This is a genomic window from Acinetobacter sp. ANC 5378, from assembly GCF_013004315.1.
Classification (GTDB): Bacteria; Pseudomonadota; Gammaproteobacteria; order Pseudomonadales; family Moraxellaceae; genus Acinetobacter.
In genome coordinates this window covers 61897-79489 of record NZ_JABERK010000072.1, presented here as the reverse complement: position 1 = coordinate 79489, position 17593 = coordinate 61897, and the positions used below count along the sequence as shown (strand labels likewise).

Below are 17593 nucleotides of genomic sequence, written 5' to 3'. Positions count from 1 at the left end.
ACCTTTTTATGAAAAATCCTCTTGTTTGTTTAAATAAAAAACAAAAACGGTTTTTTTGTATTTTTATTGAACATTTTCAGTGAGTAAGCACTGTTTTACAGTGTAAATATTGGTAAATCTTCGCTCTTTTTGCTTAGCCAACATGCCAGATAAAAGGTTTTTTAAAGGTTCGAAATGTTCTGGAAGTTCAATACTTAACCATTGGCAATGTAAATAGGCCCAATCTTGATAATTTTCTGCTGTTAAACGCTGCCCAGTGAGCCATTCATAAAAAATAATTCCCAAAGCATAAATGTCGGTTTGTACGTTTTTCTCTGCCGCATGAAAAAGTTCAGGTGCCATATAGCGTGGAGTTGCGGTCAGACTTTGCAATTTTTTGGGTAAATTGATTTTTTGTACCTGTTCAAAATCAATCAAGCACATGCGCTGCTGGTATTCAACAAAATGCTCTCGCTTTAAATCTGCATGAATCCAGCCAAGTTGATGCAATTGATCAACCACATCGAGTACTTTTAACAGCGTCTTTTTAATCTCATTCAGCGACATATCAGAACAATCACCCAATAGCGATTCAGCATGACTCAAAATCAATGCAGGTCTTCCCGACGCTTGTTGCCCTTCTCCACTTTTTAAGTGAGCAATCATTTGAAAGGGTAATAAAAAATTAGGCATGTTGTCTGAAGAACTGGGTTGATCTACAAATTGCTGATAAAAAGCCAATTCATTTAAAAACCCAGCTTCATAACTTTGATTTATATTGCCTGCTTGGGTTTTTAACCAGTAGTATTGCTGCTGATGTTCAAATGTATATAAAGCACGCCCAAAAGTTAAACTTTTAGGCTTGGTCTTTTGAATCAAATTAAAGCAATCAATATCTTCAACATTAAACTGCAATAAATTCTGCTTCTTTTTGTGCGGGATCATCTTGATAATTTAAAAGTTCCAAACAATGCTGAATGGTTTTACCTACGCGGGCATGCGTTTCAATCGAGGATATTTTTGGCCAGGTCGCCCGTTCCCCCTCACGTTGTAACAATTTGAATAAATATGGTCGCGGATTCTGAAACATATAACTATAGTGTCGCAAGCTATAAGCACCGACAATATTTACATCGCCATAATACCCTTGATCAATCACACCAAAACCATGATCGAGCAATCGTCGCACTGGGGGAATTTTTCCAACCCGACCCCGGCTAAAGTCCATAATCCCTTTGGCAATCACCTTCCCTTGACGTCGAATAATCCGCTCAGGCCAACTCAACAGGTCTCGACGGTGGCGTTCTGCATCACTTTGCATAAACGGCACGATATGAGGATTGACCTGACTGGCGATGGTGTAATTTAAATTATACAGTCTTGCCATTTTCTCTTGAGGGAAATCACTGCGTACACTGCCATCCACCCAACGCGTATTTGCCATATAGGGCGTCAACTTACCATCGTAACGCTTACTAGTTAAATGTACCGGTGGAAATAAAATAGGAACTGCACAGGAGGCCAATACCGCACTCCAAACCAGCAAATCTGGCGAAGTATAGGCATTCATAATCCGGGCTTCTTGTGACGCATCATAAGGGGCAACAGCCACATTAATATGCAACCCGGAGATTTTAAAGGCTTCTTCAAAAGTCACATGACCTAAATTCTCAATCAAGAATTTCTTTAGGTACATCACATCGGCAAAACCACCGTTTCCCTTCATAATGTCGTTAAATTTACGAAAATGAAAAGCTTCACTAAAAAAGTTTTCACCATTTAAAAGTCTTGAAATATCTGACGGTTTTGAAGTGCCCAACATTGCCGTCATAATGGCACCCGCACTTGAACCAGAGATCACCTTGGGCATTAAATCCTGTTCAAGCAATACCTTACACACCCCTGTATGAAACAACCCCAAGGTCGCACCACCTGAAAACATGATGGCAGGTTGACCGTATGCCTTTTTACAATGCTCAAAAAATTCAATTTTTTCAGCCAAAGCTAAACAGGAACAAGCATCTGAAGCAATGTAGGCCAGACTTTCACTGACTTCTTCCACATAATCTTCTATGATTTTTTTTGTTCCCACATAGGTGGCGGTAAACAACATCGGATTTGCAATATTGGCAATATCATAGCTTAAACCTTCACGTAATATGTACATGAGATCATGGCTACGTTTTTGAAAACGGTAGCGCCTTAACCGACTTAAGCGTTGAGAAATAATTTCAGCATCAAAATAAGGTGAACAGTTATCATACTTCCATTCCTGAGCACCTGATTCTTCATCTATTTGCAGTGCGAGACTTTTCCATTCTTCATATGTTTCAGCGGTTTCAAGTTGGCGCTTTAATTTTTTTATGCGATACGCTTGATGTGGATTAATATCTTGTGTGAAATCTTTAAATAACATATCTACCCCTCAAACCCTTTCATTTTTATTCGCTCTTCATGATAGGGTATCACGCCTAATATTGACAGAAAACTCAGCGGATTATCATTGCAAAAATGCCTATTCCATTGGCAAATCATGACTAATTGATATACAGTTCTTCAGTAAAACCGCCCTTTTACTTTTACACGTATAAGCAGAACAATCATGGCAACAATTGATTTACCTGATCATATATTACAAGCACTTTCTACTGTACTCCAACAACTACAGCAAAATTTACCTGAACTGAAGCAAGAAACCGACTTTTCGGCATCCGCTTATAAATGGCAAGACAAACAATTAAAAGCCATTCAACAGCCCAAAAAAATGTATTTGGATGATTTAAAAGGTATTGAAAGACAAAAAGAAAAAGTGATTCAAAATACCCTGCAATTCCTGAAGGGCTTACCTGCTAATGATGTTTTGCTTACTGGTTCACGTGGTACGGGCAAATCGTCTATTGTCCGCGCCCTGCTCACCCAATATGAGTCGGAAGGTTTACGTTTAATTGAAATTGAACGTGATGATTTATCTGACCTCCCGCTAATCCAGAAGCTTATTGAAAACCGTCCGGAAAAGTTTATTGTCTATTGTGATGATTTAGCCTTCAACGCTGAAGATGAAAACTATCGTAGTTTAAAAAGTGTTTTAGATGGTTCATTACAGTCAGGTTCAAGTAATTTCATTATTTACGCCACCAGTAACCGCCGTCATTTACTGCCTGAGTTTATGCATGAAAATACACCGGTAACGCGCGTTGATGTGCCGCAATATACAGAACTTCACCCTCAAGAAGCGATTGAAGAGAAAATTTCACTCTCAGACCGTTTCGGAATGTGGTTGTCTTTTTATCCAATGGATCAGAATTTGTATTTAGAAATCGTTGAGCATTATCTAGCAAAAGCCAATATGCCGATGGATGAGTTTACACGTGCCGAAGCATTGCGTTGGTGTCAGGCACGTGGGCAGCGCTCAGGGCGTGCGGCGTATCAGTTTTCTAAACACTGGATTGGTTCGCAAAAACTGGCATCGCTTTAATTGTTTATTATTTAGCCATTCCCAATCTCTTCTTGAATACTGAAATAGAGATCTAAACTTCACCTCAAGATGACTTTAGATCTTTATTTCGATCATTACAGTTTGTAAAAAATTCTGGATGATTTACGCTTTCAGATCATCTCCCTAAAAAACTTGAATCATTTTATTTGGACGATATAAACAACTGTTGTTATATCGATTGCAATTTTGACATATCAAAGTTCATCAAAATGCTTCAAACTCGGCAAAACCTCTTGAGAGTCGCGAATATTGTTGATTATTCAGTAGACTCTCACCTTTTAAGGAATCTCCTCAATGACCAATAACGAACAAGATTCATTAACGCCTAAGCCTGACGCCAAACCATTTTCACGCAGCTTTGACTTTTCTCTCGACTTTGAAAAGATTAATTTTAGAAAGCGTCCAGAGTTATATCGCATTGGTCGTGGTGAAGAAGGTGTTTTATTGGTTGAACCCTATAAATCTGAAATTTTACCGTTGTGGCAATTTGAAGATGAAGCTCAAGCTACTGAAAGTAGCGCGAAGATTTTTGCATTGTTTTTAGATTATTTAGAGAAAAATGATTTTGTTGGCGCAGACATGGCAAGAAAGTTTTTGCTGATGGGCTATACCCGTGCACGTCGTTATGCACATCATAAAAAAGGTACCCATAAAACTGGCCGAAAAAATAAAGGCGTTACACCTAAAGTTAAAGTACAACTCAATGATGCTGTTACAACTGAAAAACAGCCACGTAGCGCTGAAGATCAGGTCAAAATTGCTGTTGCGAAAATCTTTAAAGAGAAGAGCGATCAAGCAAAATTAAATCCAAAATACCTTGAGCTTAAAGAACAATTCAATGAGTTGATCCGTCAGGATTAATTAAACGCTGTCATTGAACTATCAATGATCGTTCACCCTAAAAGAGCAATTTCAAATTTAGAAATTGCTCTTTTTTATTATCTAAAATCATTTTCAACATGTAGCATTTTATGGCTTTGTTCTACGAATTCAATTTACAGTCTAATTTAACTTTTATGATTTAACTCATAAAGAAGTCTATCGATCTCATAAACGTACCAATACAGCTATCCCCAAACTGAAATACCAGACATTGGAAAAATTCCAAAGCTATATTCAAGATCACAATAAACTGTTTAAAGCCATAAATGCTGAAACAAGCCAGATAAAAAAGAGGCATTGCGCCTCTTTTTAAATCATCAAAACTTAAGCTTCTGAAGGATTGGTTAATTCCGTCATCGGCCAACGCGGAGTCGTCGTCACCGATAAACCATCACACTGCCCTGCTTTTAAACGTTGATAACCTGCAAAGGCAATCATCGCGCCATTATCGGTACACAAAGCTGGTTCTGCATAATAAACTTGTGCTTGAATTTTGGCTAAATCTGCTTCCAAACGTTCACGTAAACGTTTGTTGGCACTGACACCACCTGCAATCACCAAACGCTTTAAACCTGTTTGTTTGAGTGCTTTAACGGACTTTTTCACCAAAGTATCCACCAAGGCTTCCTGGAAGGATGCCGCAATATCCGCTTCACGGTTTTGACCTTCAACTTTTTTCAATTGAATTGAAACCGCAGTTTTTAAACCACTGAAAGAAAAGTCCAGACCTTGATGCAACATCGGACGTGGAAAATCAAAGGCTGTTGCGCTACCTTGCAACGCCAATTTAGAAATATTGGGTCCACCCGGATAGGCCAAGCCCATCATTTTTGCGACTTTATCAAAAGCCTCACCCGCTGCATCATCAATGGATTCGCCCAGCAATTCATATTGACCAATACCGTGCGCTGCCATGAGCTGGGTATGTCCACCAGAGACCAATAAAGCGACAAACGGAAACTCTGGTGGTGTCGCCGATAATAAAGGCGCAAGCATATGACCTTCCATATGATGCACACCAATGGCCGGTTTATTAAGTGCAAATGCTAGGGTACGACCGAATAATGCACCCGTCATTAATGCGCCCATCAAGCCTGGACCACGCGTATAAGCAATGGCATCAATTTGTGATTTTTTAATATTACTTTGTTCAAGCAACTGATTAATTAAAGGAATTAATTTTCTGACATGGTCACGTGAAGCCAGTTCCGGAACAACACCACCATATTCTGCATGCAATTTAATCTGACTATATAACACCTGTCCTATCAAGCCGACTTCACTGTCATAGAGTGCTAACCCAGTTTCATCACAAGAAGTTTCTAAGCCAAGAACGATCATTAAACTGCCTTTTACCCGTATCTAAATATTGCTAAAGCTATTATAGACTTGTGATATGAGATGTAAATGAGTAAAATACTGTCCTTCACTTGTGATCTAAGGCAATCCTGCCATAGATCTTATCCATAACTTATGAGGATTCTTCATGCCACAAGTTAAATTGAAAGAAGGCGAACCAGTAGACGTAGCTATCCGTCGTTTCAAACGTTCATGCGAAAAAGCTGGTGTTTTAGCTGACGTTCGTAAACGCGAATTCTACGAAAAACCAACTCAAGAACGTAAACGTAAAAAAGCTGCTGCAGTTAAACGCTACCAAAAGAAATTGGCGCGTGAATCTGTACGTACTACTCGCCTTTACTAATTAATTTGTGATTGACTGCCTGGACAAGATAAATGACTACTTTAAAAAACCAAATAACGGACGTTTTGAAAGCAACTATGCGTGCCAAAGAAATGTCGAAGTTAACGGTAATACGTGGTCTTCAGGCGGCAATTAAGCAAATCGAAATCGATGAGCGCAAAGAGCTTGACGATGTTCAAGTTCTTGCGGTCATTGAAAAGCAAATCAAACAACGTAAAGATTCGATTAAAGCCTACGAAGGCGCTAATCGACAAGACTTAGCTAGTAAGGAACAAGCCGAAATTGAAGTTATTTCTCAATTTCTACCAGCAGCTATGACTGAGGACGAGCTTGATTCTATCATTGCGCAGGCTATTACTGCTCAAGAAGCTACTAGCATGAAAGATATGGGTAAGGTGATGAATTCTCTGCGTCCGCTCATAGCCGGGCGCGCCGATCCTGCACAAGTTTCAGCTAAAATTAAAGCTAAACTTGCATAATCCCACTTCTAGATCATTCTTTCTTTAACGTTGAACTGCCTTTATTCAAAGACAGTTCAGGCGTATTCCCTTGTTATTTCAGATCACACTGAATATTATATTTTTTCAAAATCAGCATTTCTTTTGATAACATCACTTGATGAATCACATCCTGCTTGGTCATCTGTCTAAATTGACGGTCTAACGAATCCCTGTTTCGATCTGCCGCTTGATACAACTGCTCCACATAATTACCCACGATTCCACAGAATTGAACTTGCTGTTGTGGTGTAAAACTGGTCTGCTGAGCATCCAAACTACTAAAAAAATTCCTGGTTTCCTGCTTATACTGTTTAGAAATTTTCTCCACTGATGTTACATATTGCTCAACACTTGCCAAGGCAACATTTGATGTCGCGCACCCCATTAAAAAACAGGAAAATAATATTTTTTTCATCATTCAATCAATATTGTTCATCGTTAGAAATACAAATGCAGCCTAAGATTATCATATACTTCAAGTTTTTAGATGTAGATTTTATTCATCAATATGCAGAAAAGATGGCTTGTATTGAATATAGGCTTGCTCTTTAGGTGCCGGTAATTCACCCGAAGTCACCGTCCCTAAGCGTAAACGAATAATTTCAGGCAAATCCACCCGATAAGAATAAATTGGACTACCGCATTCCTGGCAAAAAACCCGTGCCTTATTCGGACTATGAAAATATTCTTTTAGAAACTTAATTCCACTGCCAATTTCAAATTTGGATTTCTGCAAAGGACTATTCCAGCCAAAGATTGAGCCTTGGGCCATTTGACAGTCTTTGCAGTAACATATGATGGTTTTTTCAATTTCACCATGATAACGATACTTCACTATTCCACATAAGCATTGACCTTCTATCATGCTTAACTCCTTTTTTTATTATCATTGCAACATAATCATCTGCGATTAGATTCTTAGCTGACGCTCTTTTTGCATTTCATTAATGCGCATTTTTAGTTTTGCAGATAACAGCTCATTATTTTTAACCAAGCGCTGGGCATGCAATAATGATTTAATTGCATTTTCTTCCCAGCCGGACCAATATTCCACTTCTGCCCGATAACGCAATACATTTACCGTTCTAATTGGGGATTGCTGATCAATATTTGCAGCTTGCTGCATCAAGCGCCAGGCCTGAATATCACGAGGATTCTTATTGGAAAACCGCTGAACGAGATTTAATGCTTGTGCAGGTTCTTTTTGGCGAATATATACTTCCGCCAGCTTGAAAGCCAAAGCCCGATTTTCAGGCATAATCCGTGCGGCAGACTGAATTGCCTTATATGCTTCATCGGTTTTGTTTTGCCCCAAATAAATATCGGCTTGAATCAAAACCAACAAATTATTTAAGCGCTGCTGTGCCTTTGCCTGATCTAAAACTTGCTGAGCTAAAACATAGTCGCCTTGTTTGAGATAAAAAGCGGATAGAGCCAACTGCCCTGCAAAATTTTTACGATTGGCTAAAATCTGTAATTGCTGTTCAGTGGTCTGATTAGAAATCACCCGACTGTACCATTTCAGTATTTCAAAATCTTCATCATGCAAACTTGATTTTACTAGAGGGAATTGATTGGCGCGTAAACGCGCTTCACTCATCCGTTCCGTACTTAAAGGATGGGTTAACCAAAAGTCTGGCAAAAAACTAACCTTACTGGTTGATCGATCCATCACCTCAAAAAAGTCCGCCATACTTTGCGGACTATAACCCGCAGTATACATATATTGCATGCCAATCCGGTCAGCTTCACGTTCCTGGTTACGGCTGTAATTCAACTGCTTATCCATTAATGCAGCTTGCGAACCCAACATCACCGCTGTACCCACATCACCATCCGCTTGTGAAGCAATCAGAGCACCCACCAAAAGCCCTGCTAAAGTCAATAAGCCCTGCCCCTTAAAGGCCTCTTGTGAGCGACTGTAATGACGTTGTGATACATGTGCAACTTCATGTGCCATTACCCCTGCTACTTCATCCATATTTCGGGCAGAAATCACCATCCCCGTGTTAATGGCAAACAGCCCGCCAGGCACAGCAAAAGCATTGATTTGAGGATCATTGATAATGACCAGACCTATAGGCTGCCCAAGCTGGGTTTGACTTAAAATATGGGAAAATACACCGAACAATTGATCTTCTAACCATGGATTTTGCAGCACAGGCATTTGTTTTTGAACTTCACGAAATACTTTTTCGCCAATCATTTTTTCTTTTTGTTGGTCAATTAAACCGATACCACTGCCAATTTTAGGAACATTAAACTGGGGCGTTGAATTCATATTAGCACTGTGCGTTGACACCATAATTGAGACCAAACCAATACTGCAAGCTAATAGAAACCGTTTCAATGTTATATTCTCAAACTGCTTTTTTCAATTTATCAGACTATAACATTGAAAATTGGAGGGATTTGCAATGAAGTGTTATCAAATTTTAATAAAATGAAGCATTCAGCACATAAGGTGGTGTTCGCCCTTCCAGTGCATCAACCAAATTACGATACGCCAGTTCAACCATTTTTTTACGTGTTTCTGCAGTTGCAGAACCGACATGCGGCAAAGTCACCACATTATCTAAATTAAACAGCTCTGATTCCTGTAAAGGCTCTTTTGCATAGACATCCAACCCGGCAGCAAAAATTTTACCTGCTTTTAAGGTTTCAATTAAGGCCTGCTCATCTATCACAGAACCACGAGCAATATTCACAAATACAGCATGCGACTGCATTTGATCAAACTCATGCTGCCCGATCAGTGCTTTAGATTCTGTATTTAAATCGACAGCGACCACGACAAAATCTGACTGTTGTAATAATTCATCCAGACCGCAATATCGTGCATTTAAAGGTTGTGCCAATTCCAGTTTTTCACGACGATTATGATACAGAATATTCATATTAAAGCCATAAAAACCACGACGTGCCACAGCAGCACCAATATTACCCAGACCAATAATGCCTAAGGTTTTACCAAAAATATCGCGTCCAAATTGAGCTTCAGCTGCTGTACGTTTCCATTGACCTTGCTTGGTCCATTGATCCAAATCAGGTACTTTACGCGCAGCACTCATCAACAAGGTAAACGCTAAATCGGCTGTGGTTTCTGTCAGTACATGCGGCGTGTTAGATAACCAGATTTTTTTCTGATTTAAATAGGCAAGATCGTAGTTGTCATAACCCACACTCACACTGGAAATAATTTTAAGTTGCTGTGCGGTCACCAAATTACTTTCATTGAGTAGACGTCCAGCACCAATCATGCCATCTGCATCTTTGACCTGTTCACGGATCTGCTGGTTAACATCGCCCAGTTTTGGATTAATGACTTCAACCTGATATTGAGCTTGTAAACGTTGCAGTATCTCTTGATCTAACTGACTAAAAACAACAACTTTCTTCTTCATGTAGCATCCATGTTTTGGTTAGTTTTTTGCATAAATTGCCATAAGCGTTTTTTTAATAACGGCTGATCCAGCATCTCTTGCAGACCAGCTAAATGCATACTTTTTGAATGATTAAAATAAGGACATTGCCCTAAAAAAACAATATTTTTATCCGCACTAATGGCATCTATAAAACCTTGTACATAACTTTCTGCACCGCGACCATCCTGAAAATTTATTAAAGGAAATGGCCACTGTAATTCGTAGTATTCGGCGTGAAGGGCTTGCTGAATATTATTCCACAGTTGCTGTTGTTCAGCGCTCAGCTCAGTAGCATCAATCACAATGACACAATGTGGCAAACCAAAAGCCTGTAATTGAAAAGCTGCGATGTGTAGCACAGGTTGTGCCTCAATAACTTGAGGCACAACTTCAGCTTGAACTTCTTTGACAGCCAGGGTTGGCGTTGGCAACTGTTCTGATCGATCAAGCGTTTTAAGCTGTTCAATTTTTGGCTGTGGTGATATGGGTGATTGAGCTTTTGCCACTACAATTTCGCTCAGATATTCGGGTGCGGCTTGATCTCGCCAAATGGATGAAGACGGCATTTTTTGACACGCAGCACCCTTAGGAACCCAGATATCGATTCCTAATGTTGCCAGTATGTCACGCTGATGCCCTATCATCTTTTTTCATCACCCATTGAATGCTTGGTATTCTAACGAGATTACTTGTCTTTTGCTGATCTTTTATTAAAGATTAGTTTAATCATCACTCATCTATAATTTTATCGTACCTTGTTTATACAATCATCAAACGATTTTTTTTCTGCATTTGTTCAATAATTTCATCCGTTTCAAAACCCAAACGCCAATACAGCAATTCCAGAACATCCAGTTCATCCTGGGTAATAATACGGTCATTCCACAGGCACACTTCGGCAATACCTAAAATACTTAAACGGTCACGTAATAATAAGCCTGCGATATCATTTAAGATTTCTGCCAAATCAATTGGCTCATCCGAGATTTCGGTATACATCTCCTGTTCTTTTGCGGTCAAGACACGCTTGAGAATCTTTTCACGTACCTCCAGTTGATTCTGGCTATTGATTTGCTGCACATGCAACAAGGCATCTATCAGACGCACAATATGCGGTTTAACTTCTTCCAATGAAGTCGGTGTATGTAATGGCAGAAGATTCAATTCAAATTTCACATATTCAAGCAATAAGGCATCCAGCAATCCAATTTCACCATCTTCTTGAATAATTCGCGCCAATTTCATTAAAAACTGACGTGCAATAGTGGCAGGCATTGCCCCAATATTTTTACAAGCTTCACGAAAAATAGAAATATGAACACGACCGTCTAAATTGAGTAATGAATCAACAATTGCCCGACTCACTTCCGCATCTGCCGGAATAAATTCACGATACTGTCGAATCATTAAAATCGACACCATCACTTCTCGCGAACCGGTTGCCGTCTGCAATGCCCGCTGTATTAATTCAGGACGCCGCATATTATTTCGGATTTCCGGATTTAAAGGTTTAATCGCATCATTAATTGCAAAACTAATCGGTGATAAACGTAACAGCGGAAGCGGTTGGGGTGAACTCCACGGTGAATATATTTCACTATTCACTTCATCCAGTGACCGGAACAAACTAAATAGCGGCTGATTACGTAATTTTTTTAAATTTTCGAGCTGTAAATCCTGCACCAACCCTGGATTCAGCTCATAAATACGCTGTTCAATACTGGGATGGATATTCATCCAGTTTTGTGGACTTAAAGAATTGGCAAAGCACATATGAGAAATGGATTCCGCATATTCACTGTGAATTTGCGAACCGGAATGATGCACATAAATTCTTAATAGCGTTTGCACATTGGCATCATTTTGAATCAGACGCCTGGTCTTTTGATCATTTTTAAATGTCCGGCCACCAAGCGAAATATATTTAATAAATCGGGTAATCAAAACACCCAGACTTCCAATCAACCAAATCACCCCACCCATCGCAACAAAGGAAGTGGCAAATTTATGCGTACGCGCTTGACCATGCTTGCTAAAGCCCAGTCTGGCAATTTTACTGCCCCACTGACTAAAAGTGGTGAGACTACTATAAAGAATTTTTAGACGGGTATTTTCTGCCGTTTCACCGGATAAAATTTTATTAAACTCATGGATTAACAAACCATAAAGTTCCAATTCATCTAAATTTTGTAATGCACCCCAAGTCAGAATAATCACAATATCGCGCGGATAAAAACCTGCCGTGAGGGCATTTACACCCACTTCATTGGGAAGTACATAGACTGCAGGAGTATCAATTAAAAAGGTATCTGCCAATTGTTCAGTGATTTTGAGCGCAAGACTTTCTTCAGGAATACTTTCAATTAGGCTTAAGCGGCGCGCACCCAACTGTTTTGCCAGTGAATGACCACCGGAACGAAACACATAAAACTCGTACAGGACGGAAAGTGCCATCACACTCAGCAACAGTATGATTAAATAAGGGCTCAAAGCATGCCAAAAAACAGACTGGGTAGGATCAAGATAAAATACCCACAACCCCGTAATCGCATTTAAAATGAATAGTGTGAGCAATACCGCAAGCATACAAACACTTGCAGACCAAACTATATTTTTGTTTTGAATAAAAGAATAACCCGCACTATTCAATGTGAAGATCCTTTATCACCTTGTATTTGTTCACTCATCATAAATTAAAAAAGCGGGAAATTCCCGCTTTTCATAGAATTAAGAAGAATTTTATCCCTCTTTCACTCCAGTCAGATCAACCGATGCAGCATCAATATTCACATCAATATAACCACCAACGGCTTTTTTTGCAGAATCATTACGTTTGCGCTCAAGCTCATCGAGATAAGCTGCATCAATTCCACCCGCCACATACACACCATCAAAAACTGAACAATCAAATTCTTGCAGTGCAGGTACTTTACTGGTACGTACTGCACCTTTTAAATCTTCCAAATCCTGGAAAATCAAACGGTCGGCACCAATAATTTCACGAATTTCTTCAACACTACGACCTGATGCAATCAGTTCATCTTTTGCAGGCATATCAATACCATACACGTTTGGATATTTCACCATCGGTGCAGCTGAAGCAAAGAATACTTTCTTCGCACCGGCATCACGCGCCATTTGAATAATCTCGTTACAGGTCGTACCACGAACAATCGAGTCATCAACCAGCAAAACATTCTTGCCCTTAAACTCAAGTTCAACCGGGTTCAATTTTTGACGAACTGATTTTTCACGTTGTTTCTGACCCGGCATAATGAAAGTACGTCCGATATAACGGTTCTTCATAAAGCCTTCACGGAATTTAACGCCCAAGATATTGGCAAGTTCCAAAGCTGAAGTACGTGATGTATCTGGAATTGGAATCACCACATCAATATCGTGTTCTTCACCCCACTCACGCGAAATTTTATAGGCGAGTTTTTCACCCATCTTCAAACGTGCTTTATAGACTGAAATACCATCGATCGTTGCATCTGGACGTGCAAAATACACATATTCAAAGATACAAGGACGGTATTCAGGATTTTCCGCACATTGCTTGGTAAACATTTCACCTTCAGAAGTAATGAAGATTGCTTCACCCGGCTCAATATCACGTTCAACTTTAAAGCCTAAAGCAGTAATTGCCACTGATTCAGAAGCAATAATATATTCCATGCCTTTTTCAGTTTCACGCGAACCATAAATCAGTGGACGAATACCGTTTGGATCACGGAAGCCAACCAGACCATGTCCAGTGATCATTGCCACAACGCCATAAGCACCTTTACAACGCTCATGTACACGTGAAACTACCTGGAAAATATCTTCTGCAGTTGGATTCAGCTTGCCACTTTTTTGCATTTCATGCGCAAAAACGTTTAGAAGTACTTCAGAATCTGAATCGGTATTCATATGACGAAGATCTGTTTTAAACAAATCATCGTGAATTTCTTCAGCGTTGGTCAAGTTACCGTTATGCGCCAAGGTAATACCATAAGGCGAGTTCACATAAAATGGCTGTGCTTCTGCACTACTTGAAGAACCTGCAGTTGGGTAACGCACATGACCAATACCGTAATTACCTAGCAGTGCACGCATGTGACGCGTATGAAAGACGTCTCGTACCATACCGTTGTCTTTACGCAGGAACAAACGCCCTTCATGACAAGTTACTATTCCGGCTGCATCCTGACCACGATGCTGTAACATCGTTAATGCATCAAACAACATTTGGTTAACAGGTGATTTACCAGCTATACCAACTACTCCACACATAGCAACCTCGCAAACAAGCTAGGATTAATAAAAAGGATTATTTGTTGATTCATCTGTACGCGCTGCATGCTTTTGCGTTTTATCAGATGATGAGTCGGAAGATGTCGGCGCACCTTCATCGGACTTGATATGGTTGAGCGCTCCATGTGCGGCTTCTTTAGAAAGTTCAGCGGCCCATGGCGCATAAGGGATCAAGAGTTGTACAAATTTAGATTGTTTCCAGTGCGGAGAACTCTCCACCCAGGGACCAATGCCCTGCATGGTAATGAGTACAATCATTAAGCCCTTTAAAGAGCCAAAAGCACCGCCTGCCAATCTGTTGAGGGGACCAAGTTTTAGACTCTTTAATATCTTGTTGAGTAATGCAGTAATAATCCAGGTTAACACCACCATGACCAAGACAATAAATGCAAAAGCTGCAATTTTTTGTACTACTGGATCTCCACTGAGTGAGACCATCGAAGGTGCTAGGATGGTTGCGTATTTTGCACCTACGATCAGTGCAAAAATCCATCCTACCAAGTTCGCAAAGGCTGAAACCAATCCTTGTCGCAAACCGTTTAGCCCTCCAATGAGCAGAATAATCAGTATGAAGATATCCAATGTATTCATGGTGTATTTAGCGCATCAACACAATCTTTAACCAGTGTTGGACCTGTATATATGAGGCCACTATAAATTTGTACAAGGCTTGCACCAGCAGCTTGTTTTTCAACTGCCTGTTCGCCTGACAAAATACCACCTACACCAATCAATGGAACTTGACCTTTCAATGCTTTTGAAAATGCTGCAAGACAAGCGGTACTTTTCTCAAAGACTGGCGCACCAGACAAGCCACCGGCTTCATTACCATGCTTGAGATTTTCCACGCCTTCACGTGACAAAGTGGTATTGGTTACAATCAAACCATCAATTTTAAACTGGATCAATTGCTTTGCAATAAATTCGATATCTTCAGGAGTTAAATCTGGAGCAACTTTAAGCACCAAAGGTACATAATGCTGATGTTCTTCAGCCAGTTCAAGCTGACGCTTTCTTAACGTTTCCAGCAATTCTGTCAGTGCATCACCGCTTTGCAGGCTACGCAAGTTTTTGGTATTCGGTGATGAAATATTAACAGTGATATAAGAAGCGTAGTTATAGACTTTTTCAAGACAGATCAGATAATCATCGACTGCATTTTCAACCGGAGTATCGGCATTTTTGCCAATATTAATCCCCAAAATGCCTTTGAATTTTGCAGCTTTGACATTTTCAATCAGTTTGTCTACCCCGTCATTATTAAAACCCATACGGTTAATAATGGCTTTGGCTTCAGGTAAACGGAATAAACGGGGATGCGGATTGCCCGCTTGTGGACGCGGTGTAATGGTTCCAATTTCAATAAAACCAAAGCCCAGTCCAGCCAGGGCATCAATATAAGCGCCATTTTTGTCTAAGCCGGCAGCCAAACCCACTGGATTGGGAAATTGAATCCCCATACAAGTGACAGGTTTAGAGGCAATGCTTTGACGCATCATGCCCATGCGATGAGCTGATTTCAATAACGATAGTGTCAGCTCATGTGCACGCTCTGGTGCTAAAGAAAACAACAAAGGGCGGGCAAGAGAATACAACATATCTGTAAAAGTCTACTGCTTTTTAAGTCGCCATATTATAGGCATAGCCCATAGAAAACACCATGCTTAGCAGATCTTTATTTTTACCCATTATTGCACTGTCGCTGTTAATTTAATCTGACCCGCCTCAGAAATTAACTCTATTTTCTCAAGACTTAATCCCATCTGAGCCAATTGGGTTAAAAAATTTGCCAAAATGGCGTAATTTTCATGCGCTGCCACAATCTGAATTTGCTCACCTGCTTGCTGTGATGTAACCGATAACCCTTGCTGCTGGGCAACACGTTGCACTTTATCTGCCGCAGTTAACTGCAAATCATCGGCAGGTTTCATGATCACAGCATTACTTTGCATCCAGACCATCATGTCTTTTAAATCATTGACCCGATTTTGCTGTTTACTGGCCGCGGCATGCATAAACCAAAGTGCCGAGCCAATGGCCGCAACCAGAACAAAAATGGCGGTAAAAATCACCAGGTAGCGTTCACGCACAGACAGCCGATCTAAATAATCCGTGATTTTTTCTATCGATTGATCAATCGGGCTTTGCAGTTTTTCTGATGTTTTCATTATTGTATTTTCACCAATCCCATTGCACCGGTGCCATTTGGCTGAATATTGCCTAATTCAACTTTAAACCCTTGCTGATTCAGTTGTTGGGTTAAAGTTTGCAATGCCGTCGCAGAATTGGCTTTCAGTTCCATATTTAAAACTGAAGCATCGTAGTTGATACGATTGGCCACAATTTGATTTTGCATTAAAACTGGACCCACCCGGCTGAGTAACTGCAAGGCTTGAGTGTTGGCACTTTTATTCAAGCGCACATGACTTTCAAACTGACTTTTTAAATTCTGTTCAGTGACACGGCTACTCTGCCCAAACCAGTATTTATATTGATCAACCGCTTGTAGCGCAGTCTGATCTGCCACTTTTCTATATTTATACCAGCGTGTTGCATCATAGCTAAATTGAATAATTAAAGCCGCGAGCAACACCGCAGCACATGCTTTCCAATACCCTGCTACAGCAGTGCTGTTTTTCGCTTTCGGCAGAATATTAAAAGGATGATTTTTCGCTTTTTTTAATACAGGTAATTCATAATAAAAAGACTCAATCTGCTCATGCGTGAGCATCGCTTCAAGGCTTTGCATTTGCTCAGCAGTAAAATTGCTAACTTGATAACGATGCCCTTGCGGCTGATAATCTAAAAAGAGCGCCAGATCATCAACCGAATTTCCCATAAATTCATTTTCACGAACCAGCAAACGCCCCGATACATTGGCAATAACGGCTTGACCTGCGTCAGGAATGGGTAAAATCAGAAAATCTGGCAATAAGGAAATGACTTTGACCGGAATCAAGCTCAAGGCATGTTGTAGCATTTCCACTGTGCTATTTGCCACGCCCAAAATGACCAACTGATCTGGATTTTGAAAATGATGCAATACCTTCATTGAATCAATGGGCAAAACCACAAATTCTTCTAATAGATATTTAACCCCTTCCACACCCAATTTTTTATATTGTGATTTGGCTAAAGTCTGTTGCAGCATTTGCACATCACGGCTCGGAAAAAACACGATGGCTTCTTCGCCATGATGGGCTTGCGTCTCTTGAATCAAATGTTCAAGACTAGAGGCTGGATACCAGCTTTCCCCAGTCGACCATTGCCAAACCCCATTGGCTTCAGGCATCCATAAATACAACATTAA

At 40.1% G+C, this 17593-nt stretch carries 18 protein-coding genes; 4 read left to right on the top strand and 14 right to left on the bottom strand.

The annotated features are described in order from the left end of the window. Positions 1-63: 63 nt before the first annotated feature. Both HLH16_RS14120 and HLH16_RS14115 read right to left on the bottom strand, forming a co-directional pair. A complete protein-coding gene (locus HLH16_RS14120) occupies positions 64-894 on the bottom strand; it encodes a protein kinase domain-containing protein (RefSeq protein WP_250850285.1) in 831 nt (276 codons plus the stop codon). Beyond that, positions 884-2395: a DUF3336 domain-containing protein gene (locus tag HLH16_RS14115; protein ID WP_171529817.1), complete on the bottom strand. Its 1512-nt coding sequence runs from the start codon at positions 2393-2395 to the stop codon at positions 884-886. The genes HLH16_RS14120 and HLH16_RS14115 overlap by 11 nt, the downstream gene beginning before the upstream one ends. Before the next feature lie 186 nt (positions 2396-2581). Between HLH16_RS14115 and HLH16_RS14110 the strand changes: the two genes are divergently transcribed. Both HLH16_RS14110 and HLH16_RS14105 read left to right on the top strand, forming a co-directional pair. Beyond that, entirely contained in the window at positions 2582-3454 is an 873-nt protein-coding gene (locus tag HLH16_RS14110; RefSeq protein WP_131288240.1) for an ATP-binding protein, read from the top strand. A 315-nt stretch (positions 3455-3769) separates the two neighbouring features. Next, a complete protein-coding gene (locus tag HLH16_RS14105; protein WP_171529816.1) occupies positions 3770-4336 on the top strand; it encodes a DUF4385 domain-containing protein in 567 nt (188 codons plus the stop codon). Positions 4337-4681: 345 nt separating this feature from the next. Here the strand turns inward: HLH16_RS14105 and tsaD are convergent, their stop codons facing one another. Beyond that, positions 4682-5698, bottom strand: a complete 1017-nt coding sequence (tsaD, locus tag HLH16_RS14100; protein ID WP_131271241.1) for a tRNA (adenosine(37)-N6)-threonylcarbamoyltransferase complex transferase subunit TsaD — start codon at positions 5696-5698, stop codon at positions 4682-4684. A 145-nt stretch (positions 5699-5843) separates the two neighbouring features. On the opposite strand from tsaD, the gene rpsU reads away from it, so the two are divergent. Together rpsU and HLH16_RS14090 are read left to right on the top strand one after the other, a co-directional pair. Further along, positions 5844-6059, top strand: a complete 216-nt coding sequence (rpsU, locus tag HLH16_RS14095; RefSeq protein WP_001136722.1) for a 30S ribosomal protein S21 — start codon at positions 5844-5846, stop codon at positions 6057-6059. Between the two features lie 32 nt (positions 6060-6091). Then, positions 6092-6538, top strand: a complete 447-nt coding sequence (locus tag HLH16_RS14090) for a GatB/YqeY domain-containing protein (RefSeq protein WP_131291072.1) — start codon at positions 6092-6094, stop codon at positions 6536-6538. A gap of 73 nt (positions 6539-6611) precedes the next feature. Here HLH16_RS14090 and HLH16_RS14085 read toward each other — a convergent pair whose 3' ends face one another. From HLH16_RS14085 to gspL, 11 genes are all read right to left on the bottom strand, one after another. Next, positions 6612-6974 (bottom strand): hypothetical protein, encoded by a 363-nt coding sequence (locus HLH16_RS14085; protein ID WP_171529815.1) that lies wholly within the window; start codon positions 6972-6974, stop codon positions 6612-6614. A gap of 81 nt (positions 6975-7055) precedes the next feature. Next, positions 7056-7424, bottom strand: coding sequence for a GFA family protein (locus tag HLH16_RS14080; protein ID WP_171529814.1), 369 nt, complete (start codon positions 7422-7424; stop codon positions 7056-7058). 45 nt (positions 7425-7469) lie between these two features. Beyond that, a complete protein-coding gene (locus HLH16_RS14075) occupies positions 7470-8909 on the bottom strand; it encodes a M48 family metalloprotease (RefSeq protein WP_502707652.1) in 1440 nt (479 codons plus the stop codon). A gap of 85 nt (positions 8910-8994) precedes the next feature. Then, entirely contained in the window at positions 8995-9963 is a 969-nt protein-coding gene (locus HLH16_RS14070; RefSeq protein WP_171529812.1) for a 2-hydroxyacid dehydrogenase, read from the bottom strand. Then, the gene (locus tag HLH16_RS14065; RefSeq protein ID WP_171529811.1) at positions 9960-10628 is read right to left on the bottom strand and encodes a hypothetical protein; all 669 of its coding nucleotides are present in this window, start codon (positions 10626-10628) and stop codon (positions 9960-9962) included. Before HLH16_RS14065 ends, HLH16_RS14070 begins: the two co-directional genes overlap by 4 nt. A 115-nt stretch (positions 10629-10743) precedes the next feature. Continuing rightward, positions 10744-12570: a M48 family metalloprotease gene (locus tag HLH16_RS14060; protein ID WP_502707653.1), complete on the bottom strand. Its 1827-nt coding sequence runs from the start codon at positions 12568-12570 to the stop codon at positions 10744-10746. A gap of 153 nt (positions 12571-12723) precedes the next feature. Beyond that, positions 12724-14262, bottom strand: a complete 1539-nt coding sequence (gene purF, locus HLH16_RS14055) for an amidophosphoribosyltransferase (RefSeq protein ID WP_171529810.1) — start codon at positions 14260-14262, stop codon at positions 12724-12726. A 24-nt stretch (positions 14263-14286) separates the two neighbouring features. After that, the gene (locus HLH16_RS14050) at positions 14287-14874 is read right to left on the bottom strand and encodes a CvpA family protein (protein ID WP_171529809.1); all 588 of its coding nucleotides are present in this window, start codon (positions 14872-14874) and stop codon (positions 14287-14289) included. After that, on the bottom strand, positions 14871-15881 hold the full coding sequence (locus HLH16_RS14045) for a quinone-dependent dihydroorotate dehydrogenase (RefSeq protein ID WP_171529808.1): 1011 nt from the start codon (positions 15879-15881) through the stop codon (positions 14871-14873). Before HLH16_RS14045 ends, HLH16_RS14050 begins: the two co-directional genes overlap by 4 nt. 90 nt (positions 15882-15971) lie before the next feature. Next, the gene (locus tag HLH16_RS14040) at positions 15972-16451 is read right to left on the bottom strand and encodes a type II secretion system protein M (RefSeq protein WP_171529807.1); all 480 of its coding nucleotides are present in this window, start codon (positions 16449-16451) and stop codon (positions 15972-15974) included. After that, a complete protein-coding gene (gene gspL / locus HLH16_RS14035; RefSeq protein WP_171529806.1) occupies positions 16451-17590 on the bottom strand; it encodes a type II secretion system protein GspL in 1140 nt (379 codons plus the stop codon). The genes HLH16_RS14040 and gspL overlap by 1 nt, the downstream gene beginning before the upstream one ends. Positions 17591-17593 lie beyond the last annotated feature (3 nt).